The organism is Streptomyces aurantiaciflavus, assembly GCF_049808595.1.
Lineage (GTDB): Bacteria > Actinomycetota > Actinomycetes > Streptomycetales > Streptomycetaceae > Streptomyces.
This window is the reverse complement of sequence record NZ_JBNCAQ010000020.1, coordinates 42,605-65,528: the sequence shown is the minus strand read 5'-3', so window position 1 is coordinate 65,528 and position 22,924 is coordinate 42,605. Positions and strand designations below refer to the sequence as shown.

General features: G+C 70.3%; 16 protein-coding genes. 10 read left to right on the top strand and 6 right to left on the bottom strand.

Annotation, left to right across the window (positions count from 1 at the left end; genetic code table 11):
* Positions 1 to 456 precede the first annotated feature (456 nt).
* On the bottom strand, positions 457 to 876 hold the full coding sequence (locus ACPT94_RS23875; RefSeq protein WP_360337924.1) for a hypothetical protein: 420 nt from the start codon (positions 874 to 876) through the stop codon (positions 457 to 459).
* Between the two features lie 520 nt (positions 877 to 1,396).
* Here ACPT94_RS23875 and ACPT94_RS23870 point away from each other — a divergent pair.
* From ACPT94_RS23870 to ACPT94_RS23860, 3 genes are all read left to right on the top strand, one after another.
* Positions 1,397 to 2,473: a lytic polysaccharide monooxygenase auxiliary activity family 9 protein gene (locus tag ACPT94_RS23870; RefSeq protein WP_425246780.1), complete on the top strand. Its 1,077-nt coding sequence runs from the start codon at positions 1,397 to 1,399 to the stop codon at positions 2,471 to 2,473.
* A 402-nt stretch (positions 2,474 to 2,875) separates the two neighbouring features.
* Positions 2,876 to 4,594: a TlrC/CarA/OleB/SrmB family ABC-F type ribosomal protection protein gene (locus ACPT94_RS23865; protein WP_360337918.1), complete on the top strand. Its 1,719-nt coding sequence runs from the start codon at positions 2,876 to 2,878 to the stop codon at positions 4,592 to 4,594.
* Positions 4,595 to 4,686: 92 nt separating this feature from the next.
* Positions 4,687 to 4,941, top strand: a complete 255-nt coding sequence (locus ACPT94_RS23860; RefSeq protein WP_425246779.1) for a hypothetical protein — start codon at positions 4,687 to 4,689, stop codon at positions 4,939 to 4,941.
* On the opposite strand, the gene ACPT94_RS23855 is transcribed toward ACPT94_RS23860, so the two are convergent.
* Together ACPT94_RS23855 and ACPT94_RS23850 are read right to left on the bottom strand one after the other, a co-directional pair.
* Positions 4,938 to 5,423: a hypothetical protein gene (locus tag ACPT94_RS23855; RefSeq protein ID WP_360337912.1), complete on the bottom strand. Its 486-nt coding sequence runs from the start codon at positions 5,421 to 5,423 to the stop codon at positions 4,938 to 4,940. The genes ACPT94_RS23860 and ACPT94_RS23855 overlap by 4 nt on opposite strands.
* Positions 5,424 to 5,538: 115 nt before the next feature.
* Positions 5,539 to 6,534, bottom strand: a complete 996-nt coding sequence (locus ACPT94_RS23850) for an acetylxylan esterase (RefSeq protein ID WP_360337909.1) — start codon at positions 6,532 to 6,534, stop codon at positions 5,539 to 5,541.
* A 282-nt stretch (positions 6,535 to 6,816) separates the two neighbouring features.
* Here ACPT94_RS23850 and ACPT94_RS23845 point away from each other — a divergent pair, with 282 nt between their 5' ends.
* Genes ACPT94_RS23845 through ACPT94_RS23820 form a run of 6 tightly spaced genes read left to right on the top strand, consistent with a single transcriptional unit; the run spans position 6,817 to position 14,661 of the window.
* Entirely contained in the window at positions 6,817 to 7,806 is a 990-nt protein-coding gene (locus tag ACPT94_RS23845) for an ABC transporter permease (RefSeq protein ID WP_360337906.1), read from the top strand.
* Positions 7,800 to 8,708, top strand: a complete 909-nt coding sequence (locus ACPT94_RS23840; protein ID WP_360337903.1) for a carbohydrate ABC transporter permease — start codon at positions 7,800 to 7,802, stop codon at positions 8,706 to 8,708. The genes ACPT94_RS23845 and ACPT94_RS23840 overlap by 7 nt, the downstream gene beginning before the upstream one ends.
* Before the next feature lie 44 nt (positions 8,709 to 8,752).
* Entirely contained in the window at positions 8,753 to 10,405 is a 1,653-nt protein-coding gene (locus ACPT94_RS23835; RefSeq protein ID WP_360337900.1) for an ABC transporter substrate-binding protein, read from the top strand.
* Positions 10,402 to 11,913: a GH39 family glycosyl hydrolase gene (locus tag ACPT94_RS23830; RefSeq protein ID WP_425246778.1), complete on the top strand. Its 1,512-nt coding sequence runs from the start codon at positions 10,402 to 10,404 to the stop codon at positions 11,911 to 11,913. Before ACPT94_RS23835 ends, ACPT94_RS23830 begins: the two co-directional genes overlap by 4 nt.
* Positions 11,914 to 11,947: 34 nt before the next feature.
* Positions 11,948 to 12,631, top strand: a complete 684-nt coding sequence (locus ACPT94_RS23825) for a hypothetical protein (protein WP_425246777.1) — start codon at positions 11,948 to 11,950, stop codon at positions 12,629 to 12,631.
* Positions 12,628 to 14,661, top strand: coding sequence for a beta-galactosidase (locus ACPT94_RS23820; RefSeq protein WP_425246776.1), 2,034 nt, complete (start codon positions 12,628 to 12,630; stop codon positions 14,659 to 14,661). The genes ACPT94_RS23825 and ACPT94_RS23820 overlap by 4 nt, the downstream gene beginning before the upstream one ends.
* Here the strand turns inward: ACPT94_RS23820 and ACPT94_RS23815 are convergent.
* The 3 genes from ACPT94_RS23815 to ACPT94_RS23805 form a co-directional block, all read right to left on the bottom strand.
* On the bottom strand, positions 14,655 to 16,646 hold the full coding sequence (locus tag ACPT94_RS23815; protein ID WP_425246775.1) for an alpha-glucuronidase: 1,992 nt from the start codon (positions 16,644 to 16,646) through the stop codon (positions 14,655 to 14,657). The genes ACPT94_RS23820 and ACPT94_RS23815 overlap by 7 nt on opposite strands.
* A gap of 14 nt (positions 16,647 to 16,660) precedes the next feature.
* The gene (locus ACPT94_RS23810) at positions 16,661 to 17,185 is read right to left on the bottom strand and encodes a hypothetical protein (RefSeq protein WP_360337885.1); all 525 of its coding nucleotides are present in this window, start codon (positions 17,183 to 17,185) and stop codon (positions 16,661 to 16,663) included.
* A gap of 109 nt (positions 17,186 to 17,294) precedes the next feature.
* Complete coding sequence (locus ACPT94_RS23805; RefSeq protein WP_425246774.1) at positions 17,295 to 21,104, bottom strand: GH92 family glycosyl hydrolase; 3,810 nt, start codon at positions 21,102 to 21,104, stop codon at positions 17,295 to 17,297.
* 350 nt (positions 21,105 to 21,454) lie between these two features.
* Here ACPT94_RS23805 and ngcE point away from each other — a divergent pair, with 350 nt between their 5' ends.
* A complete protein-coding gene (gene ngcE / locus ACPT94_RS23800) occupies positions 21,455 to 22,921 on the top strand; it encodes an N-acetylglucosamine/diacetylchitobiose ABC transporter substrate-binding protein (protein WP_360337879.1) in 1,467 nt (488 codons plus the stop codon).
* The last annotated feature ends 3 nt before the right edge of the window (positions 22,922 to 22,924 follow it).

Here is a 22,924-nt window from a genome sequence, read left to right as displayed (position 1 = left end):
GGTGGTCGGTCACGCCGCTCCGGATCCGGCGCTCGCGGTGACACGGCCACGCCGGCCGGTACGTGTCCGAGGACGCGCCGTGCAGTCGGTGGCGTCGCCGACGGCGACCGACGCGCTCCGCTCGCCGGCCCGGGGAGAACACGTCGCACACCTTCGCTTCCGGGTTCGAGCCGACACATCCTCCTCAGCCTGCTCAGAGACAGTCGTCGCAAAACCGGTCCCGGTGGCCGGCGAGGCCGCGAGTCATCCGGCCGACCTGTCACCCCGGTTTGCGCAGCTCGCGTGGACCGGTCGGAGGGAGCTCCGCCACCAACGGTGGGGCGGGCCGCCGTACGGCATGGCGTCGGGGCGTTCGAGGATCTTGATGTCGAGCGGCAGCATGATGCCGCGGAGTTCCCGTCGCCTCTTCCTGGGCAGAGCACAGATCTCCGGCTCCGGAAACGGCCGCCCATGGGCCTACAACTGGTCACGCCACCATGGCACGCCGAGGTTGTCGACCTGGATGACCTTCGCCCTCGTCAGGATCCTGTCGTCCAGAGCCGACACAAGGGCGCGCAGCTCGCGTGCGCTCTTCTTGGGCAGGGCGTGCAGTACGGCTTCGAGGTGATCGCGGAAGTAGCCCCTGTCGCAACATTCGGGGAGGCCGCATCGCTGCGCCGTCACCGGGTCCGCGATCAGCCTGAGCGGGCCGTGGGCAAGGTTCTTCCACTGCAGGAACGCCTCCGCCGTGGCCTCCGGCCAGAAGCGGGCACGTTCGAGCCGGCGTATGTCGGCCGTGCAGGATCCTGACAGGCGGTCGATGGAGGGGTGACGTCGCCGCCTCGCGCCGCGGACAGGGAGCTCGCCTCGCAGGGCGGATGGGCGCCTACGCGGCATCGCCCCTTCGGTTGTCGGTCATGGGGGCAAGGTACAGAGGCACGTACTGGGCAGCCACCGGTTATCCGTATCCGTACGCGGAGGCCGAAGACCGAGTGAGGCCGCCCAGCGAGGTGCCCGCCCGGGGAGGGCCCGCCCAGGGAGGTGCCCGCCCGACCCGGCCCTCACCAGTCACCCGTCACCCGTTCACAACAGTTCTGTGCGCGGCCGTTTACAAGTACGCCCCGCGGCGCTACCTTCCGCCTCAGGTGGGGTGGGAGCGCTCCCACTTCAGGTGGACCGGAACCCGCCCGGGGGCCGCTCCCGCTTCACGTCCCGCACCCCCCGTCGCGCCACCCGCAGTGCGGCCCACCGCCTGCACCCCCCACCTCAGCGCCATCGGCGTGCTCCCCTCGTATCACCAGGCACCGCTCTCCATGCCACCCGGCACCCCTCTCCGTACCACCCGCAATCGCTCGTACCCCGCACCACTCGCAACCCCATGCCCGCACGGTCCGTACAGGAAAGGACGGACTCCGCCATGCGATCTGTCATGATCACGACAAAGCCCAGGGCAGGGTTACGCACCCGAGCCCTCTTCCTCGTCCTCGTCTCCCTCCTGGCCGCCGTCCCCGCCGTCGGCCTGATCGTCACGACCGGTGGGAAGGCCGAGGCCCACGGCACGCCCATGAAGCCCGGCAGCCGCACCTTCCTGTGCTGGCAGGACGGTCTGACCGACACCGGTGAGATCAAGCCCATCAACCCGGCCTGCAAGAACGCCCAGCAGGTCAGCGGGACCACGCCGTTCTACAACTGGTTCTCGGTACTGCGCTCGGACGGCGCCGGCCGCACCCGGGGCTTCGTGCCCGACGGGCAGCTGTGCAGCGGCGGGAACACCAACTTCACGGGCTTCAACGCGCCGCGCAACGACTGGCCGCTCACCCACCTCACCTCGGGCGCGACGGTCGACTTCTCCTACAACGCCTGGGCGGCGCACCCCGGTTGGTTCTACGTCTACGTCACGAAGGACGGCTTCGACCCGACCCGGACCCTCACCTGGAACGACATGGAGGACCAGCCCTTCCTCAGCGTCGACCACCCGCCGCTCCACGGCAGCCCCGGCACCGTCGAGGCCAACTACTCCTGGACCGGCAAGCTCCCCGCCAACAAGTCCGGGCGCCACATCATCTACATGGTCTGGCAGCGTTCCGACAGCCAGGAGACCTTCTACTCCTGCTCCGACGTCGTCTTCGACGGCGGCAACGGCGAGGTGACGGGCATCCACGAGCCGGGCAACCCGAACGAGCCCGTCCCCGGCACCTGCACGGCCACCCGCAGGACGACCAACAGCTGGAACGGCGGCTACCAGTCCGAGGTGACCGTCACCAACTCCGGTGACGTCCCGATGCTCGGCTGGATGGTCGACTGGACGCTGCCCGCCGGCCAGAAGGTCGAGAGCCTGTGGAGCGGCAACGCCACGTACAACGGGCAGGCGGTGATGGTCCACAACGCCAACTGGAACGGCTCGTTGAGTCCGGGCCAGAGCACGACGTTCGGGTATGTCGTCTCCGGTTCCGGCGGTGACAGCACCACGAGCCTTCCCTGCAGGGTCGGTTGAGCCGCGACCGCTCTGGGCGGACCCGGTGGGCGGCGAGCCGTGTGCCCACCGGGTCCGCGAGCCGGACGGTCGCGGGGTCCCCCGTCGCCCGCACGGTCGAGCCAGTTGGCCTGCCGCCGAACGACCGACGTGATGGCTGGGACCAGCCCCTTGATCGACCGAAAACGCGTGGCCCGTCCCTCGGGCACTCACGTACGTTTGCTCGCATGGGAACTCTGTGACAGCCCCTTCCACGACCGTGTAGAGCGCGGCTCCGGCATGGAGCGCGTGCGGTGGGCACTGCGGCGATTGCGTCCAGTGAGTCCGTGCGTCGAATGCGCCGAGCCCGAAGCTCCGCCGTCGTGGCGTCGATTCCTCCTCGAATCCGTTCCATCGGCATGTGCCGAGAACAGGGGCTTGCGCATGCGTGCGCCACATCCGTCGCTCTCACCTTCCCCCTCACTCCCGCTGTCGCCGTCCACACCACCGTCGGCGTCACCCTCCTCCCGCTCCTCCCAGCTCTCCCTGCACGGCGTCACCAAGCGCTACGACGACCGCACCGTTCTCGAACAGATCTCCCTCAGCCTCGCCCCCGGCGAGAAGGCCGGCGTGGTCGGCGACAACGGGGCCGGGAAGTCCACGCTGCTCCGTCTCCTCGCCGGTGCGGAGCGGCCCGACGCGGGTGAGGTGATCGTGGCCGCGCCCGGCGGCACCGGGTATCTCGCCCAGACGCTCGGCCTGCCCGCCGAGGCCACCGTCCAGGACGCCGTCGACCTGGCGATGGCGGAGCTGCGAGCGCTCGAGGCGGAGCTGCGGCGGGCCGAGGCCGCGCTCGCCGAGGTGCCCGAGGGCGCGGAGCTGGAGGCGGCGCTCACCTCGTACGCGCGGCTGACCGAACAGTACGAGGCCCGCGACGGCTACGGCGCCGACGCCCGCGTCGAGGCGGCCCTGCACGGCCTCGGGCTGCCGGGCCTGGCCCGGGACCGCCGGCTGGGCACTCTCTCCGGCGGTGAACGCTCACGGCTGGCGCTGGCCGCGACACTGGCCTCCCGGCCGGAGCTGCTGCTGCTCGACGAGCCGACCAACGACCTGGACGACCGCGCCGTCCACTGGCTGGAGGAGCACCTGCGGGCCCACCGCGGCACCGTCGTCGCGGTCACCCACGACCGTGTGTTCCTGGAACGCCTCACCACCACGGTCCTGGAGGTCGACGCAGGCCGTGTCACCCGCCACGGCAACGGGTACGCCGGCTACCTCGCCGCCAAGGCCGCCGAACGCCGGCGACGGCAGCAGCGGTACGACGAGTGGCGCGCCGAACTCGACCGCAGCCGTCGGCTGGCCGAGTCCAACGTCGTGCGCCTGGACGCGATCCCGCGCAAGATGGCGAAGGCCTGCTTCGGGCACGGCGGCTTCCGTATGCGGGGGCGGGCGCACGGTGCGATGAGCCGGATCCGCAACGCCAAGGAACGGGTCGAGCGGCTCACCGCGGACCCGGTGGCCCCGCCGCCGGACCCGCTGACCTTCACGGCCCGTATCGCCACCGCGGGCACACCGGACGGGGTGCCGGCCGCGCGGCTGGACGACCTCGTCGTGGACGGCCGGCTCCATGTGCCGGAGCTGCGAGTCGGCCCGGGGGAGAGGCTGCTGATCACCGGCCCCAACGGGGCCGGCAAGAGCACCCTGTTGCGGGTCCTCGCCGGTGAACTGCGGCCGGACGCGGGCACGGTGAGCGTCTCCGGCCGGGTGGGGCACCTCCGGCAGGAGGAGACGCCCTGGTCACCGGGACTGACCGTACTGGAGGCCTTCGCCCACGGCCGCCCCGGCGACCGGGACGAGCACGCCGACCGGCTCCTGTCGTTCGGCCTGTTCGAGCCGGAGGAACTGCGGCGCCGGGTGGGGGAGTTGTCGTACGGGCAGCGACGGCGCATCGAACTGGCGCGGCTGGTCGTCGAACCCGTGGACCTGCTCCTGCTGGACGAGCCCACCAACCACCTCTCACCCGCGCTCGTCGAGGAACTGGAGGCGGCCCTCGCCGACTACGCGGGTGCCCTGGTGCTGGTCACCCACGACCGCCGCATGCGGGCGCGGTTCACCGGGACTCGGCTGGAAATGAGGGAGGGGGCCATTGCCGCGGTGAGGTGATCCGCCCGGCGGCACGCCTCCCAAGCCGGCGGCCAGGTGGCTCGCGATACTCTGGCCGCTTTCCGTCAAGCCTGTACGACCTGGAGGTCTGTATGGCTGATCAGCCTCTGAAGGCGCACTTCACCGACACGGTCACCCTTCCCGACGGGCGAAGGGTCCGCGTCAGCGCGTATCCCGACGGCAGCATTCGGTTCCGTGTGGACGGCCTGCCCTACGTCCTGACCGAGGCCTATCTCAGCGGCAACCCGGAGAAGGACCACGCGATCGTGAAGATCTCACCCGGCAGGCAGGGCAGCAGCGCGTCCAAGAACTACGTGGAATGGCTGGAAAGCAAGAACAACAGCTAGGTTCCGTCTTCCTGGCCGTCCGAGGGCGGGGGCGCTTGCCGATGGTCCACGGCGGAGCCGTCGGGCTTCCGCCCGAAGGCGGCCGCGAGAACGGCGGGGAGGTCTGCCTCGGGGACTGCGTCGCGGACCTCCGCCAGGACACGCGCGAAGTCGTCGTCATCGATGACCCCCAGGTACTCCTGGCGCAATCCGTGAATGACCTCGACAAGATCCGGCCGCAGCCGCATCCAGGCGCGGGACGTGCGGATCTCCTCCTCGACCTGGTCCATGAACCAGCGCATCACCTCGTACGGGACGTCCACGTGTGGCCCATGCGGGTTGAAACACACCGTCGGCTCCCGTGCCGGGTCCTCGTCGGGGACGATCGCGGTCACGAGGTTCCGTTGCCCGGCAACGAGGTCCAGTTCCAGGTACCAGGCGTCGTCGGGGACGGAGTACATCGCGGTGATCGCGTAGTCGCCGTCGGGGTGCGGGAAAGGCATGGTGGCATGCTGTCACGCCCGCCTGGCGGCAAACCGGCCGCGTACGCCGGCTGTCGAGTCGGCTGACGCACCGTTCACCGGTGTCGCGCCGGTCGTGGCATCCGTCCGGTGGGTGTCAGTCCTCCAGCACCTCCCGCAGCCACTCCAGCTGCCGCCGCACCTGTTCCCCCTCACCCCCCTCGTGCCCGTTGTACGGATACGCGTGCATCTCCTTCCGTGCGCCCCCGCCCCTCAGCTCCCCGTACCGGTTGAACGCCGCGTACGCCCCGCTGGGCGGGCAGACCGTGTCCCGTAAGCCGGTGCCGAAGTGGGCCGGGGCCTGGGCGCGGCGGGCGAAGGAGATGCCCTCGACGTAGGAGAGGGTGCGGTACGCGGGCTGTTCGGTGCCGCGGTGGACGGAGAGGTAGGTGGCGATCTCGCCGTAGGGGCCCGCGTCGGTGAGGTCCAGGGCGCGGCGGATGCCGCACAGCAGCGGGGCGGTGATCAGGGCCGCGGCCAGGTCGGGGACCAGGCCCGCGACGGCGAGGGCCAGGGCGCCGCCCTGGCTGTTGCCGGCGGCGGTGATCCGTGCCGCGTCCACGCCCGGCAGTGCGCGGACCGCGGTCACCGCGCGCACGGCGTCCGTGATCAGACGGCGGTAGTGGTAGTCGTGCGGGGAGAGGAGACCGCGGACGGCCGGGCCGGGGCCGCCGGGGGCGGTGGCGTGCGGGTCGGGGGTGGCGCCGCCGTTGCCGTACTGGTCGCCCTGGCCGCGGTTGTCCATCAGCAGGTGTGCGTAACCGGCGTTCACCCAGGTCAGCCGTTCGTGGGGGAGGCCTCGGCCGCGGCCGTAGCCGGCGAATTCGACCACTGCGGGCAGGGGGCGGTCGCGAAGTCGGGCATGAGGGAGGCTGAACCAGGCCCGCACCGGGTCGCCCGCGAAGCCGCGGAAGGTCACGTCCCAGGTCTCCGTCAGGCGCAGGCCGGTGTCGACGGGGCGGACCGAGACCAGTGAGTCGTGCCGGCCGGCCTCCTTCAGGGTGTCGCGCCAGAACGCGTCGAAGTCGGCGGGCTCGTCCGGGTCGGGACGGTGGCGTTCCAGCTCGGGCAGCGGCAGGTCGAACGCGGGCACGGGCGGCACCTCGCAGGGTCGGGGGCGATCGATCGTTGCGCACGTGCTCCAGAAATTTGCGGAGGACGGTAGCACTGGACCCACCGGTTCTACCCCGCCCGTCGAGGAATCCAACGCCGTGTCTCGTCCCATCAGTCCACCGTGCAGCACCCATTGACAGCGCTTTCCGTGTGCCCTTACGTTTCCGCAGAGTTACCGGTAAGGGCACGAAAGTTTCGAGGTGCGCCAGGCTGGGCGCCTTGAGATCGAGCGTTTTCACAGGACGCCCCGGGAGGCCCGAGCATGAGCACCTCCACCACGTCGGCCCCACCACCCGGCACCCAGGAACCGCCGCCGAAGACCCGGCACGGCCCGGTGCGCCCGCCCGCGCGCCGCGGCTGGCGCAGGGCGCTGCGCCGCGACTGGCAGCTGTACTCGCTGGCCGTGCTGCCGCTGCTGTTCTTCCTGGTCTTCCGCTATCTGCCGATGATCGGCAACGTGATCGCCTTCCGCCGCTTCGAGCCGGGCGGATCGATCCTCGGCGAGCAGTGGGTCGGGCTGCGGTATGTGGAGATGTTCCTGTCCGACCCGACTTTCTGGCAGGTCTTCCGTAACACCCTGTGGCTCGGCGCGCTGACGCTCGTCTTCTGTTTCCCGGTCCCGATCGTGCTGGCGCTGCTGCTCAACGAGGTGCGCCGCACCGCGCTGAAGCGGTTCGTGCAGTCGGTGTCGTACCTGCCGCACTTCCTGTCGATCGTGATCGTCGCGGGCATCACCATGCAGATGCTCGCCACGGACGGGCCGGTCAACCATGCGCTGGGCTGGTTCGGCCATGACCCGGTCCGGTTCATCCAGGAACCCGAGTGGTTCCGCACGATCTATGTCGGCTCGGAGATCTGGCAGACCGCCGGCTGGGGCACGATCCTCTACCTGGCCGCGCTCACCACGATCGACGAGGACCTCTACGAGGCCGCGCGCATCGACGGCGCCAACCGCTGGAAGCAGATCTGGCACGTCACCCTGCCCGGTATCCGCCCGACCATGATCACGCTGCTGATCCTCAACATCGGCACGTTCCTGGCGGTCGGCTTCGAGAAGATCCTGCTGCTGTACAACCCGCTGACCTATCCGACCGCCGACGTGGTCTCCACGTACCTGTACCGCACCGGCGTCGAGTCCAACAGCTTCAGCTACGCCGCCGCGATCGGCCTGTTCGAGGCGATCGTCGGGCTGGTGCTGATCACCTCCGCGAATCAGCTGTCGCGCCGCACGGTGGGGACGAGCCTGTGGTGAGCATCCTGAACACGCGCCCGCGGACCTCCGTCAACCAGCCGACCCGTGGTTATCGCGTCTTCCAGGGGATCAACGGCGTGATCCTCACCGGCGTGGTCGTCCTGACCCTCTACCCCTTCGTCAACATCGTCGCCCGCTCCTTCAGCGGGGAACGGCAGGTCCGCGCCGGTGAAGTGACGCTGTGGCCCAAGGGGTTCAACCTCACGACCTACCGGATCGTGTTCACCGACGACACGTTCTGGCGCGGCTACGGCAACACCGTGCTCTACACCGTCGTATCGACCGCGGTGGCCATGGTCCTGACGACCTGCTACGCGTACGTCCTGTCGAAGAAGCACCTCAAGGGGCGCAACGCCCTCGTCGGGATCGCCGTGTTCACCATGTTCTTCTCCGGCGGCCTCATCCCCAACTACGTGCTGATCACCAGCCTCGGACTGAAGAACTCCGTCTGGGCGATCGCCCTGCCGAACGCGATCAGCGTCTTCAACCTGCTGGTGATGAAGGCCTTCTTCGAGAGCCTGCCGACCGAGCTGGAGGAGGCCGCCGAGATCGACGGACTGAGCACGTACGGCATCCTGCTGCGGATCGTGCTGCCGCTGTCCAAGGCGGTCATCGCCACGATGGTGCTCTTCTACTCGGTGTCCTTCTGGAACTCCTGGTTCCAGGCGTTCCTCTACATGGACCGGGCCGATCTGATGCCGGTCACCGTCTACCTGCGCAACCTCATCGCGGGCGCCACCGGCGCCACCAACGCGGGCGCCACCACCGAGCAGGGCAGCCAGGTCGCCGCGAACATCCAGGCGGTCACGATCGTGCTCACCTCGCTGCCGATCCTGTGCGTGTACCCGTTCGTCCAGCGCTACTTCGTGTCCGGCGTGATGCTCGGCGCGGTGAAGGGCTGAGCGCTGCCCGAGGATCCAACGGCTTACGGAACAAAGGAGTGTCCGTGCGCAACCAAGGAAACCTGTCGCGGCGTCAGATACTCGCCGCCGCCGGCTTCGTCGGCCTCGCCACCCTCACCGGCTGTGGCAGCGGCGACGACGGCGGCGACAGCAAGGACCTGTCGAAGAAGCAGAACGGCGCGATGAAGGAGTACCGCGTCGGCCAGCAGTTCAAGGCGAGCAAGGCCCTGTCCTTCTCCCTCCTGCACAACAACATGCCCAACTACCCACTGAAGGGCGACTGGTTGTTCTGGAAGGAGCTGACCAGGCGCACCGGCGTCACCCTCAAGACCACCACGGTCCCGTCCAGCGACTACGACAAGAAGCGCAGCCTGCTCATCGGCGCGGGCGACGCCCCGCTGCTGATCCCCAAGACCTACCCCGGTCAGGAGACCCCGTTCGTCTCCTCCGGCTCCGTCCTCGCGGTCAGCGACTACGTCCACCTCATGCCGAACTTCCAGGACAAGGTCAAGAAGTGGGGCCTCCAGCCCGAGATCGACTCCCTGCGCCAGTCGGACGGCAAGTACTACCTGCTGCCCGGCCTGCACGAGAAGGTCAAGCAGGGTTACTCGCTGGCGCTGCGCACGGACGTCCTCGGCCGCCTCGGCCTGAGCCTGCCGACCACCTGGGACGAGGTGTACACCGTCTTCAAGGCGATCAAGGCGGAGTACCCCGACCGCTACCCGTTCTCCGACCGCTGGAACAACCCGCCCAACTCCGCCGGCGCGCTGCTGGGGTACCTCGGCCAGGCGTACGGCGTCCGGGCCGGCTGGTCGTACCTGAACACCACCTGGAACCAGCAGAAGGGCGAGTACGTCTTCACCGGGGCCACCGACGCCTACCGCCAGGTCATCGAGTTCCTGCACAAGCTGGTCGCCGAGAAGCTCATGGACCCCGAGAGCTTCACCCAGACCGACGACGACGCGGTGAAGAAGCTGCTGGCGGAGAAGTCCTTCGCGATCAGCGCCAACCCGCAGGAGCTGGTGCAGAACTACCGCTACAACCTCGAGCGCCAGGTGAAGGGCTCCTCGATCGAGATGGTGCCGGTCCCGCTCGGACCGGCCGGACCGGTGGTGCTGGGCGGCGCCCGCCTGGAGAACGGGCTGATGATCTCCAGCAAGGCCCTCAAGAGCGACAGCTTCGTCGCCCTGATGCAGTTCGTGGACTGGCTGTGGTACTCGGACGAGGGCCAGCGGTTCGCCAAATGGGGCGTGCGGGACGTCACGTACACCGAGTCCGGCGGCCGGTACGAGGTCAAGGACGGCATCACCCTCATGGGGTCCGACCCGGACGCCCCGAAGGACCTCCAGAAGGACTTCGGCTTCTACAACGGCGTCTTCTCCTACGGCGGCAGCTGGGCCCTGGTCTCCTCCTCCTTCAGCCCGGACGAGAAGAAGTTCCAGGACGCGATGGCCCAGCGCGAGCAGCTCCCCGTCGACCCCGCCCACCCCCTGCAGTCGGTGGAGCAGGAGCAGGCGACCCTGTGGGAGACCCCGCTGCGGGACCACGTCTTCCAGAACACCCTGCAGTTCGTCCTCGGCAAGCGTCCGCTGGGCGAATGGGACGACTACGTGGCCGAGTTGAAGGCGAAGAACATGGACCGGTTCATCGACCTGCACAACAAGGCGTACCAGCGCTTCAAGAAGGAGCACGGGTGATCCGGGTCCCCGCGGAGCCGGCCGGCCGGCTCTCCGACGCCTGGCGGACCTGCGTCGGCACCGGCCGGATCGAACTCGCCCTGCGCCGCGACTACCTGGACTCCCTGTCGCTCGTGCAGCGCGAGATCGGCTTCCGGCACATCCGCGGCCATGGCCTGCTCAGCGACGGCATGGGCGTGTACCGCCCGTACGACCACGAGGGCGCCCGCCGTGTCCACCACTCCTTCACCTACGTCGACCAGGTCGTCGACTCCTACCTCGCCCTCGGCATCCGCCCCTTCCTCGAACTGGGCTTCATGCCCGCCGAGCTGGCCTCCGGAGAGCAGACGGTGTTCTGGTGGCGCGGCAACGTCACCCCGCCCCGCTCGCACAAGGACTGGGCCGACCTGGTTCGGGCCACGCTGCGCCATCTCGTCGACCGCTACGGCCTCGACGAGGTCCGCACCTGGCCGATCGAGGTGTGGAACGAGCCCAACCTCGCCGACTTCTGGGAGCGCGCGGACGAGAAGGCGTATCACGAGCTGTACGAGGTGACCGCGCACGCCGTGAAGGAGGTGGACGCGGACCTCCAGGTCGGCGGCCCGGCCGTCTCGCCCGGCGCCGACGACTGGCTGGTCCGGTTCGCCGAGTTCACCGAGGGCCGCGACGTCCCCCTCGACTTCGTCTCCCGGCACGCCTACACCTCCGGACCGGCTCAGCACGTGCCCTTCGGGGTCCACCAGACGCTCGGCCCGGCGAGCGGCCTGCTGGAGCAGTTCGCCACCCCACGACGACGGCTCAAGGACACGCGGTACGCCGGACTCCCCGTGCACATCACGGAGTTCAACTCCTCCTACCGGCCCGACAACCCCGTCCACGACACGGCCTTCCACGCCGCCTACCTGGCCCCGGTGCTCGCCGCCGGAGGGGACCTCGCCGACTCCTTCTCCTACTGGACCTTCAGCGACATGTTCGAGGAGACCGGCGTCCCCACCGCCCTCTTCCACGGCGGCTTCGGCCTGCTCACCCACCGGCAGGTGCGCAAGCCGACGTACCACCTGTACGCCTTCATGGCCCGGATGGGCCCCGAGCTGCTCGCGCGCGGCGACGACCACCTCGTCACCCGCCACCCGGACGGCCGGGTGACCGTCCTGGCCTGGGCGCCCGTCGACCCGACCGGCGGGACGCCCGGCCCGGACCGGCACGACGTGCACCTGTCGATTCCGGTGGCGGCCCGGGGCGAGGCCTTCCTGCGGCGGTCCACCGTCGACGAGGAGCACGGCAACGCGTACACCGTCTGGCGGCGCATGGGCAGCCCACGCTCCCCGCGCCCCGGTCAGCTGGACGTCCTGCACGAGGCCGCCGAGCCCGCCCGCGCCCACCGCCGGCTGCCCCTGGCCGACGGCCGCGCCGATCTGCGCCTCACCCTGGCCCGCCACGAGATCACCCTCGTCGAGCTCACCCCGCTCACCGACGAGACCCCGCCCTGGTGGGACGAACGCCGACTGCTCGGCAGGGAGGCGCCGTGAGCACCGTACGCACGGGCAGCGGCAGGGAGGCCTCATGAGCACCGTACGCACCGCGGACTTCGGCACCGGAAGCCTCTCCCGTGCCGCCGCCCTCCTGCACACCGTCCTCACCGTCGAGGCCCTGCTCCTGGCCACCGCCGCGCCCGGCCTCGCCGGCCTGCTCCTGCTCGGCCCCGACCCCGCCAACCTGCCTCTCGCCGCCGTCTGCCTGCTACCGCTCGGCCCGGCCGCCTCCGCCGCCGTCTACGCCCTGCACCACCGCAGCCGCGACCTCACCGACCTCCACCCGGCCCGCGCCTACCGGCGCGGTCTGCGCCTCAACGCCCTCCCCGCGCTGAAGCTGTGGACGCCCCTGCTGGCCTGGCTGACCGTGATCGCCTTCACCCTCACCCACTTCTCCGCCACCGGGCTCCCCGCCTGGTGGGCGGTGCTGCTCGGCGCGATCGGCGTGGCCTGCCTCCTCTGGGGCGCCCACGCCCTGCTCCTCACCTCGCTCTTCGCCTTCCGCGCCCGCGACACCGCCCGCCTCGCCACGTACTTCCTGCTCCGGCACGGCCGTGCCACCCTCGCCGCCGCCTCCCTGCTCGTCCTGGCCGGCGCCATGACCGCCCTGCTGACCGAGGCCCTGCCCGCACTGCTCGCCGCACCGCTGCTGCTCTCCCTGCTGCACGCCGGCCGCCCGGTGATCGCCGAGACCCAGGAGGACTTCACCGCATGACCGGACACGACGGCCGTCTCCCCCGCACCGACAAGATCCCCTACGGGGGTGACCACAACCCCGAGCAGTGGCCGCAGGAGGTGTGGGACGAGGACCACCGCCTGTTCGGACAGGCCGGCGTCGACACCCTCACCGTCGGCGTCTTCACCTGGTCGCTCACCCAACCCGCCGAAGACGTGTACGACTTCACCGTCCTGGACCGCGTCCTGGACCGAGCCGCGGCCGAGGGCCGCCAGGTTTGCCTCGCCACCGGCACCGCCGCCCTCCCGCCGTGGCTGGCGAAGAAGTACCCCGAGGTCAACCGCACCGACTTCGAGGGCCGCCGGCACCGCTACGGCCAGCGCCACAACTTCTGCCCCAGCTCACCCGCCTACCGACGTCTGGCCACACAGATGGCCGCCCGCCTCGCCGAACGCCACGCACACCACCCCGCGCTGCTCGCCTGGCACATCAACAACGAGTACGGCGGCGCCTGTTACTGCGACCTGTGCGCCGAGGCCTTCCGCGGCTGGCTGCGCGAACGGCACGGCACCCTCGACGCCCTCAACGACGCGTGGTGGACCACCTTCTGGTCGCACCGCTACACCGACTGGGACCAGATCGAACCCCCGAGCGCGCTCACCGAGCACTGGCGGGGCCCCGACCACACCGCCTTCCAGGGCATCACCCTCGACTACCAGCGGTTCATGACGGACGCCCTGCTCGGCTGCTTCACCGCCGAGAAGGAGGCCATCCGCGTCCACGACCCGGACACGCCCGTCACCACCAACCTCATGGGCGCCTACCGCCCCCTCGACTACCACCGCTGGGCGCCCCACCTCGACTTCGCCTCCTGGGACAACTACCCGCCCCTCGACGCCCCGCCCACGCGCCCCGCCCTCGCCCACGACCTGATGCGCGGCCTGAAGGACGGCGCCCCCTTCTGGCTGATGGAACAGACCCCGTCCACCACCGCCTGCCGCGACGTCAACCCGCTGCGCCGCCCCGGCGAACTGCGCCTGGCCACCTGGCAGGCCATCGCCCACGGCGCCGACGCCGCCCTCTACTTCCAGATGCGTGCCTCGCGCGGCGCCTGCGAGAAGTACCACGGAGCGGTCATCGGGCACGCCGGCCGCGACGACACCCGCGTCTTCCACGAAGTCGCCGCGCTGGGCGAGGAGTTGAGCCTTCTCGGCGGGACAACCCTGGGCGCCCGTACCCCCGCGCGCACCGCCCTGCTCTTCGACTGGGACAGCTGGTGGGCCCTGGAGATCTCCGACGGCCCCTCCCGCCTGGTCCGCTACCCGGACGTCGTGCACGCCTACTACCGGGCCGCCCGAGAGGCCGGCGCCGACGTGGACGTCGTCGCCGTCACCGCCGACCTCACCCCGTACGACGTCGTCCTCGCCCCCGTCCTGCACCTGGTCAAGGGCGACCTGGCCGGACGCCTGGAAGCGGTGGCCCGGCGCGGCGGCACCGTCCTCGCGACCTTCCTCACCGCCCGCTCCGACGAGCACGACCGCGCCTTCCTCAGCGACGTCCCCGGCCCCCTCGCCCCCCTCATGGGCATCCGCGTCGACGAGTGGGACGCCCGCCCAGCGGACTTCGTCCAGCCCGTGGTGCTGGACGGGACACGGGTCGAGGCCCGACTGGTCTTCGAGATCGTGCAGCCGCGCGGAGCCGACCCGGTCGGCACGTACGGCGCGGACTTCTACGCGGGCACCCCGGCCGTCACCCGGCACCCCTTCGGCGCGGGGGAGGCCTGGTACGTGGCCACGGCCCTCGACCAGCCCGGCGTCGACCTGGTCGTACGGCGTGTCCTCGCCCGGCACGGGCTCGTCGGCCCGTACGCGGACCACCGGGGCGTCGAGACCGCGACCCGGATCACCACCGACGGCAGCCGCCTGCTCTTCCTCCTGAACCACACCGGCGCGGCCTGCCGTCTCACCGCCCACACCACCGCCGTCGACCTGCTCACCGGCAAGCGGATCGAGCAGGGTGAGCCCCTGACCCTCGACCCGCTCGGCACGGCGGTGCTGCGCCTTCAGTAGACGGTCCGGCCCCGCTCGTCCGGCACCCCGGACTTCCGCAGGAAGTAACTGTTGACCTGGTCGCGCCACTCGCGGGCGCAGCGCACCTGCTCCTCGTACCGCTCCGCCGCCCGCGCGTGACGCGCCGGGTCGACCAGATCCCCGAGCGAGGCCCACACCCGCCGGGCCTGCTCCGCCTCCGCCACACCCTCGAAGTGCGTGTCGTAGATGTGCTGGATCACGGTCTTCCCACTGTGCAGCACATGCCCGTACGGCACATGGTGGAAGAACAGCAGCAGCTCGTCGGGGCAGGTGGCCGGCGACTCGTACACGTCGGACCACGGCTTGGCGTACTGCGCCGTGTAACCGGTACCGGTGGCCGCGCTCCGGTCGACGCCGACGCCGTCCCGGTCCGCGAAGTGGTAGGTCCCCCAGGGGCTGTACTCGTACCCGTCCACGCTCGGCCCGTAGTGGTGCCCCGGCTGCACCATGAAGCCCACGCCGAGCGGCGCCGTGTACTTCTCGTACGTCCCCCAGGAGCCGTGCAGCAGTGTGCGCAGGCCGGTGGCGAGCCGTTCCGGGGCGGACGGGAAACCGAGGGCGATCCACTCGTCGAGGACCCGGTGCGGGTCGGCGTCCGGCTGCCAGGCGAGCCGCCCGAAGGTGTACAGGTTCGCCTGGGCCAGCGGATGCCCGGTCCAGAACGGGTCGTCGCCCACGTTGGACACGGCGACGAGCCCGCCCCGCGCCGACTCGCCGACAGCCGGACCCCCTTCGCCCTCCGGACGGAACCGCAGCACCTCGCTCCACATCGGCCCGAGCCAGCACACGTGCCGCTGCTGCCCGGTGTACTCCTGCGTCGCCTGCACCTCCACCGCGAGCCGGGTCCGCGGCATCGCCCCGAGCACGGGTGACACCGGCTCCCGCACCTGGAAGTCCATCGGCCCGTGCTTCACCTGGAGCACCGCGTTGTCCGCGAACTCCCCGTCCAGCGGCGCGAAATGGTCGTACGCGGCCCGCGCCCGGTCCGTCGTGCGGTCCCGCCAGTCCTGGCGGTGGTCGTAGACGAACGCCCGCCAGTGGACCGTGCCGCCGTGCGGGGCGAGCGCGGCGGCGAGCATGTTCGCGCCGTCCGCGTGCGAGCGGCCGTAGCTGAAGGGCCCCGGCTGCCCCTCCGAGTCGGCCTTCACCACGAACCCGCCGAAGTCGGGGATCGCCGCGTACACCCGCGCGGCCGCCTCGGCCCACCAGGCCCGCACCGCCTCGTCCAGCGGATCCGCCGTGGGCAGCCCGCCGAGGACGACCGGCGCCGCGAAGGTGACCGACAGATGCGTCCGGATCCCGTACGGCCGCAACACCTCCGCGATCCCGGCGACCTCGCCGATCCGGTCGGTCAGCAGACGCGCCTCGGTCTCGTGCACGTTGACGTTGTTGACGCAGACGGCGTTGATCCCGCAGGCCGCGAGCAGCCGCCCGTACGCCCGTACGCGCTCCCACTCCCCGCGCGCCCGCCCGTCCCGCCAGAACAGCGAACCGCCCGCGTACCCGCGCTCCACCTGCCCCATGACCGGATGCACGGCCACGTTGTCCCAGTGGTCCAGCATCCGCAGGGCGACGGCCGGCCGGTGCACCTCGCGCGGACACGTCCCCCGGAAGGCGTCCGCACCGAGCCGCACGACATGGAACAGGCCGTACAGCAGCCCGCGCCGACCGGACGCCGTGACCGTGGTGGTCGCCCCGGCCCGCTCGTAGGTGTACCCCTCGTCCCCGAGGTCGTCGTCCCCGCCCTGACACAGCACGAGGTCGTACGAGGCGCCTGTGTTGTCGCCTCGTACGACCTCTCCGCCGAACTGCCGGCAGGCCGCCGCCACCTCACCGTGCACCGTCTCCACGAGCGGCCCCGAGCCGCGGATCGACGTCCGCCGCTCGCCCAGCGGCCGGAACGCTTCCGGCGGCAGCCAGGCGGGATCGACTCCCTCGGGCAGGGTGGGCACGGGAAGTGGCATGAGCCCTCCGATGGCTAGGCGATGGCCGCGCCGGTTCCGCGCGCGGCGCCGATGAGGTCGGTGAGGCCCGCGTCGTCGTAGACGGAGATGTCCACGGTCGCGCCCTCGGGGAGGTCGAAGTCCTGGACCGAGTGGTCGAGGACCGCGGAGGTGCCGGGCGCGCTGAAGGTGCCCAGGTCGTGGTACGTCCCCCCGGACGCGTACCCCACCTTGACGTAGTAGGTGTCGCCGTCGTTGGCGGTGTCGTACACCCACAGCTTCTCGTCGTTCGGGTGGAACTCCACCTTGCCCACGAACGCACCGGAGCTGACGAGCTCCATCTTGACGGCGTAGCCGCCCGGGTCGTTCGCGAAGTAGGTGTTGTCGAACGGGTCGGTGAGGTTGCCGCCGCTGCACGGGCAGTTGTCGGTGTCGTAGTAGTACGAGCTGAACGTCGGGTTCGGGCTGTACGCCTGCGCCGGTGCCGCCGTGGCGAACAGGGCTCCCGCACCCAGTGCCGCACCCGCGAGCAGACCCGTGAACCTTCTGGTGACGCCCATGCTTGTTCTCCCCCTCTTGCTGCCTGACCGCCCGATGTCCCCGGGCGCCCGATCATTGTGGAACACGTGTGCAGGGCGAGTCACCGGGAGATCGCTCTCGGTTACACGATCATGACAACAACTCGGCCTCCGTGAGGGCGACTTCGCCGGATCCACCCGCTTCGCCGTCGAACACCAGGCGGTACTGCCCGTACGTCCCCGGGCGCGCCACCGTGAACGCCCGGGTCTGCCGGTCCCACCGGAAGGCCTCGCCCGAGCGCCGGTCGAGGTCGGTCCAGGTCCGGCCGTCGGACGAGCCCTGCAGGACCCAACTCGCCGGTGCCCGCGTGTGCTCGGCGGAGGTCAGGGTGTACTGCACCGCCTTCGTGGCCGAGGTGACCGGCAGGCCGACCGGGCCCGACACGGTCGCCCCGGTCGCCGAGGTGTCGTCGAACAACGCGCCCTCGCCCCTCAGAACGTCCTTCCGAGGGCTCGGCACCTTGTCGTCCCGGGTGATCGACACGGGCCCCGCGTCCTTCCCGCTGCCCCACGCCGACGGCTTCGGCCCCATGTCGAAGTCCAGGACCGCGCCCTTCGCGAGCAGCGAGTGCGGGAGCGAAGTCGACGTCCAGGGACGGCCGTCGACCCTCAATCCCTGTACGTACACGTTCCGCGTGCTGTTCTTCGGCGCCCTGATCACCAGGTCCGCGCCGTGCTCCAGGTGGACGGTCGCCTTGGTGAACAGCGGGGAGCCGACGGCGTACTCGCCGCTGCCCATCACCAGCGGATAGAAGCCGAGCGCGGAGAACAGGTACCAGGCCGACTGCTCGCCGTTGTCCTCGTCGCCGTGGTAGCCCTGACCGATCGCGCTGCCGGTGTAGAGGCGGGAGAGCACCTCGCGGGCCCTGGCCTGCGCCTTCCAGGGCTGCCCGGCCGCGTCGTACAGGTAGATCGCGTGGTGGGCCACCTGGTTGGAGTGCCCGTACATGCCCATCCGAACGTCCCGCGCCTCCGTCATCTCGTGGATGACCCCGCCGTAGGAGCCCACGAACTCGGGGGAGGCGGTCTCCGGGGTCGCGAAGTAGGCGTCGAGCTTCTTCGCCAGGCCGTCGCGGCCGCCGTACAGGTTGGCCAGGCCCCGGCTGTCCTGCGGGGTGGAGAAGGCGTAACCCCAGCCGTTGGTCTCGGTGTAGTCGTGGCCCCACACGCGCGGGTCGTAGGCGGCGGACGGGACCCGCCAGTCGCCCTTGTCGTCCCGGCCCTGGAAGAAGCCCGCCTTCGCGTCGAAGAGGTGGACGTAACCCCGCGCCCGGTTGAGGAAGTAGTCCGCCTCCTCCTGGTAGCGCCGCTCGCCCGTCCTCCCGTACAGGGCCTGGCCCATCCGGGCGATGCCGAAGTCGTTGAGGTAGCCCTCCAGCGCCCAGGACAGGCCCTCGTGGGTGGAGGTGCTCGTGTAGCCCAGGAAGGGGGAGGTCGCCATGCCCTTGCGGCCCACGCCCGACGTCGGCGGCACGACCGTCGCGTTCTTCACCGCCGCCTCGTACGCCGCCTTCGCGTCGAGGCCGACGCCCTTGACGTACGCGTCCGCGAAGGCGACGTCCGAGGAGGTGCCGGTCATCAGGTCGGCGTACCCCGGCGACGACCAGCGCGAGGTCCAGCCGCCGTCCTTGTACTGCTGCACGAACCCGTCGGCGAGCACGCCCGCCTGAGTGGGCGTCAGCAGAGAGTACGCCGGCCAGGTCGTCCGGTAGGTGTCCCAGAAGCCGTTGTTGACGTACACCTTGCCGTCGACGATCTTCGCGCCGGTGTGCGTCGGAGTGCCCGGTCCCGGCATCGGCGAGAAGGGAGACGCGTACTTGTACGCCGAACCCACCTTTTCGAAGCCGGAGTTGGGGTAGAGGTACAGCCGGTACAGGCTGGAGTACAGCGTGGTGAGCTGGTCCGGTGTCGCGCCCTCGACCTCCACCTTGCCGAGCAGCTCGTCCCACTGCCGCTGGGCCCGCGACTTCACCGTCTCGAACCCCGTGCCCGCCGGGATCTCCTGACGGAGGTTGTCGCGGGCCTGGTCGACGCCGATGAGGGAGGTCGCCAGGCGCAGGGTGACCGTCCGGTCGGCGCCCGCGTCGAAGCGCAGCCAGCCCTTGACCCCGTCCGACGCCCCGTCCGTCACCGGCGCGTCGAACTCGCCGTACACGAAGAGCCGGGTCGCGCCGGCCGACAGCCCGGACTTCACGTCGGAGTAGCCGGTGACGACGCCTTTCTCCCGGTTGAGCGTCAGCCCGGCCTGGTCGGTGACGTTGTCGAAGACGAGGCTCGCGTCCGGTCCCGGGTAGGTGAAGCGCAGCGCGGCCGCGTGGTCGGTCGGCGCCATCTCGGCGGTGAGGCCGTTTTCGAAACGCACTCCGTAGTAGTACGGGCGCGCGGTCTCGTTCGCGTGGCGGAACGGCAGCGCCCGCGCCGCCCGCCCGGTGTCGGGGACGCCCGCCGCGGCGGACGGCATCACCTGGAACGTCTGCCGGTCGCCCATCCACGGACTCGGTTCGTGGCTCGCGCCGAACGCCTGGATCGTGGGCAGGTTGCCGGCGTCGTTCGCGCGCGCGTAGTCGTACAGCCAGCCGAGTGTGGAGGCGTTGGTCACCGGCGTCCAGAAGTTGAAACCGTGCGGCACGGCGGTCGCCGGGAACGTGTTGCCGCGCGAGAAGCTCCCGCTGGAGTTCGTGCCGCGGGTGGTCACCGCGTAGTCCGAGAGATGGGCCTCGGGCGCCTCGGGCGCGGCCGCCCGCAGCGTGATGTCGTCCACCCAGCCCCGGAACCGCGCGGGCCCGCCGGGGGAGTCGTACGCCACCAGGATCCGGTCGACCGTCTTCCCCGCCGCCACCGACCCGATCCCCGCCACCACGTCGTTCCACTGGTTGACGTAGAGCACCTTCGCCGCGCCCTGCCCCCGCGGTGACAGCGGGAACCCGTACTGGTCGGTCGCCCCGAGCCCGCTCAGATACGTGCCGTCCGTGAAGGCCAGGTCCACCGACACGTTCGTCGCCGCGTAGTCCCGGTCCCCCTCCGCCATCGCCGGGAAGATCCGGTACGCGAGTCGCGTCCGCGAACCGACCCGCACGTTCACGTCGAAGACCTTGTTGTACGAGTACCCGCGCCCGGACGCGGTGTGGCGCCCGGCGTAGCGCAGCGCCCGCAGGCCGGTGAAGCCGGCCCGAGCCTTGGCGGTGGGGGAGCCGCTCGGGCCGCGGTCGACGACGGTCAGCATGTCCGGCGGCACGGGACCACCGCCGCCTCCCGTGCCGAAGCGCACGTCGGCGAGCTGGAGGATCCCGGCGCCGTGGTTCTCGGTGACCTCCAGCCGGAGGTGCCGGTACGCGGCCGGGGCCGCGAGGGGGTACGTCTTCGTCTGGAACCGCTCGGTGAAGGACTCACCGGTGCGGGTGTCGAGGGTCGTCCAGGTGGTGCCGTCCGCCGAGCCGGCGAGGGTCCAGTCCGCCGGGTCGCGTTCGGCGAAGTCGTTGGCCGAGGTGAGCGCGTAGGTGGTGACGGCCGCCGGTTCGGGGAGGTCGAACTCGACCCAGCCGGTCGCCGCGAAGGTCAGCCACTTGGTACCGGCCTCGCCGTCGACGAGGTTCTCCTTCACCTCGCCGCCGGCCGCGTTCTCGGAGCTCGCCCGGACGTCCGTCACACGGTCGGTGACATCACCGGGGAGCCCGCCGCCGTAGCCGCCGTCCACGCCCGAGGCACGCTTGCCGCCGTCCGGTGCCGTCTCGACGGTGCTCTGCCAGTCGGGGGCCCGCTGGCCGGTCTCGAAGGACGACGCGAACTCCCGCTCGGGGACCGGGACTCGGGGCGGCAGCGCGACAGCCGATCCCGGTGTGCCGGCCGCCATGACGAGGGCGGCCGTGAGAACGACCGCCCGAACCCATCCGAACCGCTGCATGCGTGAGCACCCTCCCCGCCCCGGACAACGTTGTCCCCTGCGGTCCCGCTGATCGCGCAGGAATCAGTAGGTGGCCAAGTGACAACTGATGTCAAGGTTGCGGTTTGCGCCACGCGAGCCCTGTGTCGTGCGTTTTTCCGGCAGGGCTTCCACCCGCCGCCCGTATTTCCGCGAGGTCTCAACTCGGAAAAGACCCATGGGCAACCTTGCATTCGATCTTGCTCCGTCGGCAAGAAATGGACTATACCTGTCGGCGATTCACGCGATCCGCGCGACCCTGCTTGACCTACCGCGGTGCCGGGGAGGATCCGGTTCACCGCCTGAGTCCTGAAGAAGGCGAGGACTTGAGCATGGGATCCACTTCTGCTTCCGGCGCGTCCGAAAACCGCGGTGTCGAAGGTGTCGGCCGCCGTGATCTGATCAAGCGGTCCGTGGCACTCGGTCTGATCTCCGTCCCCACGATGAGTTTCCTCTCCGCCTGTGCCAGCAGCGGGGGAGGCGGCGACGAGGGCAAGGCCAAGGCCGGCCAGAAAACCGAGAAGAACCCGCTCGGCGTCAACAGCACCGCGCCGATGGAATTCGTGCTGTTCGACGGCGGTTTCGGCAAGGAGTACGCCGAGGACGCCGTGAAGATCTACGAGAAGAACTTCCCCGGGGCCAAGGTGAAGTTCTCGGCCACCCAGAAGATCCAGTCCACGCTCCAGCCCCGTTTCAACCAGGGCACCCCGCCCGACCTCATCGACAACTCCGGCGCCGAGCAGATGGACATGGGCGTCCTGGTCGGCAAGAACCAGCTCGCCGACCTCACCCCGCTGCTCGACGCCGCCTCCTACGACGACCCCGGCAAGAAGGTCCGCGACACCCTGCGCCCCGGCATCGTGGAGATGGGCCAGTTCGACGGCGACCCCGTCTGGATCCTGTACTACGCCTACACCGTGTACGGCGTCTGGTACTCGCAGAAGGCCCTGGACTCGCTCGACGCCAGGTATCCCGAGACCTGGGACGAGATGCTCGCGGTGTGCGAGAAGGCCAAGAAGAAGGGCATCGCGGGCTGGACATATGCGGGCAAGTACCCGTATTACATCCCCTTCTCGCTGTACCCGATGATCGCCAAGGTCGGCGGCCGCGAAGTCCTCGACGCCATCGACAACCTGGAGCCCAGGGCCTGGGAGCACCCGGCGGTCAAGACGTGTTTCGAGGCCTACTACGAGCTCTACAAGAAGGGCTACGTCCTCAAGGGCACCCCGGGCCTGGACCACATCCAGTCGCAGACCGCGTGGGCCAAGGGCAAGGCCCTGTTCATCCCCAACGGCTCCTGGGTGGAGAACGAGTCGGCGAACGTCATCCCGGCCGACTTCGACCTCGCGGTCTCCGCGCCCACCGGCATCGACAGCTCCGACAAGATGCCGTTCGGCACCATCTGGGCCTCCGGCGGCGAGCCGTTCGTCGTGCCGGCCAAGGCGAGGAACGCGGCGGGCGGCATGGAGCAGCTGCGCATCATGCTGAGTGAGGCGTCGTCGAAGAACTTCACCTCCAAGGTGAAGTCGCTGACCGCGTACAACGGCGGTACCGACGGGATCACCCTCACCCCCGGCCTCAAGTCGGGTGTCGCCGCGCTGGAGAAGGCCGGCCAGAACGTGGTGAATCCCCGACTGCAGGACTGGTACGTGCAGTTGCAGAAGGAGAAGATCGGGGTGTCCGGGCTCGGCGAGATGATGGCCGGCCGTCTCACCCCGGCCGAGGCCGTCAAGAAGATCCAGGGTTTCGCCGACGAAACCGCGAAGGACACGTCGATCAAGCACTACAAGCACCAGTAACCG

Bases quoted from the DNA above. Each gene is read 5' to 3' on its own strand.
- ACPT94_RS23875 (WP_360337924.1), bottom strand. From the start codon at position 876: ATGCCGCGTAGGCGCCCATCCGCCCTGCGAGGCGAGCTCCCTGTCCGC.
- ACPT94_RS23870 (WP_425246780.1), top strand. From the start codon at position 1,397: ATGCGATCTGTCATGATCACGACAAAGCCCAGGGCAGGGTTACGCACC.
- ACPT94_RS23865 (WP_360337918.1), top strand. From the start codon at position 2,876: ATGCGTGCGCCACATCCGTCGCTCTCACCTTCCCCCTCACTCCCGCTG.
- ACPT94_RS23860 (WP_425246779.1), top strand. From the start codon at position 4,687: ATGGCTGATCAGCCTCTGAAGGCGCACTTCACCGACACGGTCACCCTT.
- ACPT94_RS23855 (WP_360337912.1), bottom strand. From the start codon at position 5,423: ATGCCTTTCCCGCACCCCGACGGCGACTACGCGATCACCGCGATGTAC.
- ACPT94_RS23845 (WP_360337906.1), top strand. From the start codon at position 6,817: ATGAGCACCTCCACCACGTCGGCCCCACCACCCGGCACCCAGGAACCG.
- ACPT94_RS23825 (WP_425246777.1), top strand. From the start codon at position 11,948: ATGAGCACCGTACGCACCGCGGACTTCGGCACCGGAAGCCTCTCCCGT.
- ACPT94_RS23820 (WP_425246776.1), top strand. From the start codon at position 12,628: ATGACCGGACACGACGGCCGTCTCCCCCGCACCGACAAGATCCCCTAC.
- ACPT94_RS23815 (WP_425246775.1), bottom strand. From the start codon at position 16,646: ATGCCACTTCCCGTGCCCACCCTGCCCGAGGGAGTCGATCCCGCCTGG.
- ACPT94_RS23810 (WP_360337885.1), bottom strand. From the start codon at position 17,185: ATGGGCGTCACCAGAAGGTTCACGGGTCTGCTCGCGGGTGCGGCACTG.
- ACPT94_RS23805 (WP_425246774.1), bottom strand. From the start codon at position 21,104: ATGCAGCGGTTCGGATGGGTTCGGGCGGTCGTTCTCACGGCCGCCCTC.
- ngcE (WP_360337879.1), top strand. From the start codon at position 21,455: ATGGGATCCACTTCTGCTTCCGGCGCGTCCGAAAACCGCGGTGTCGAA.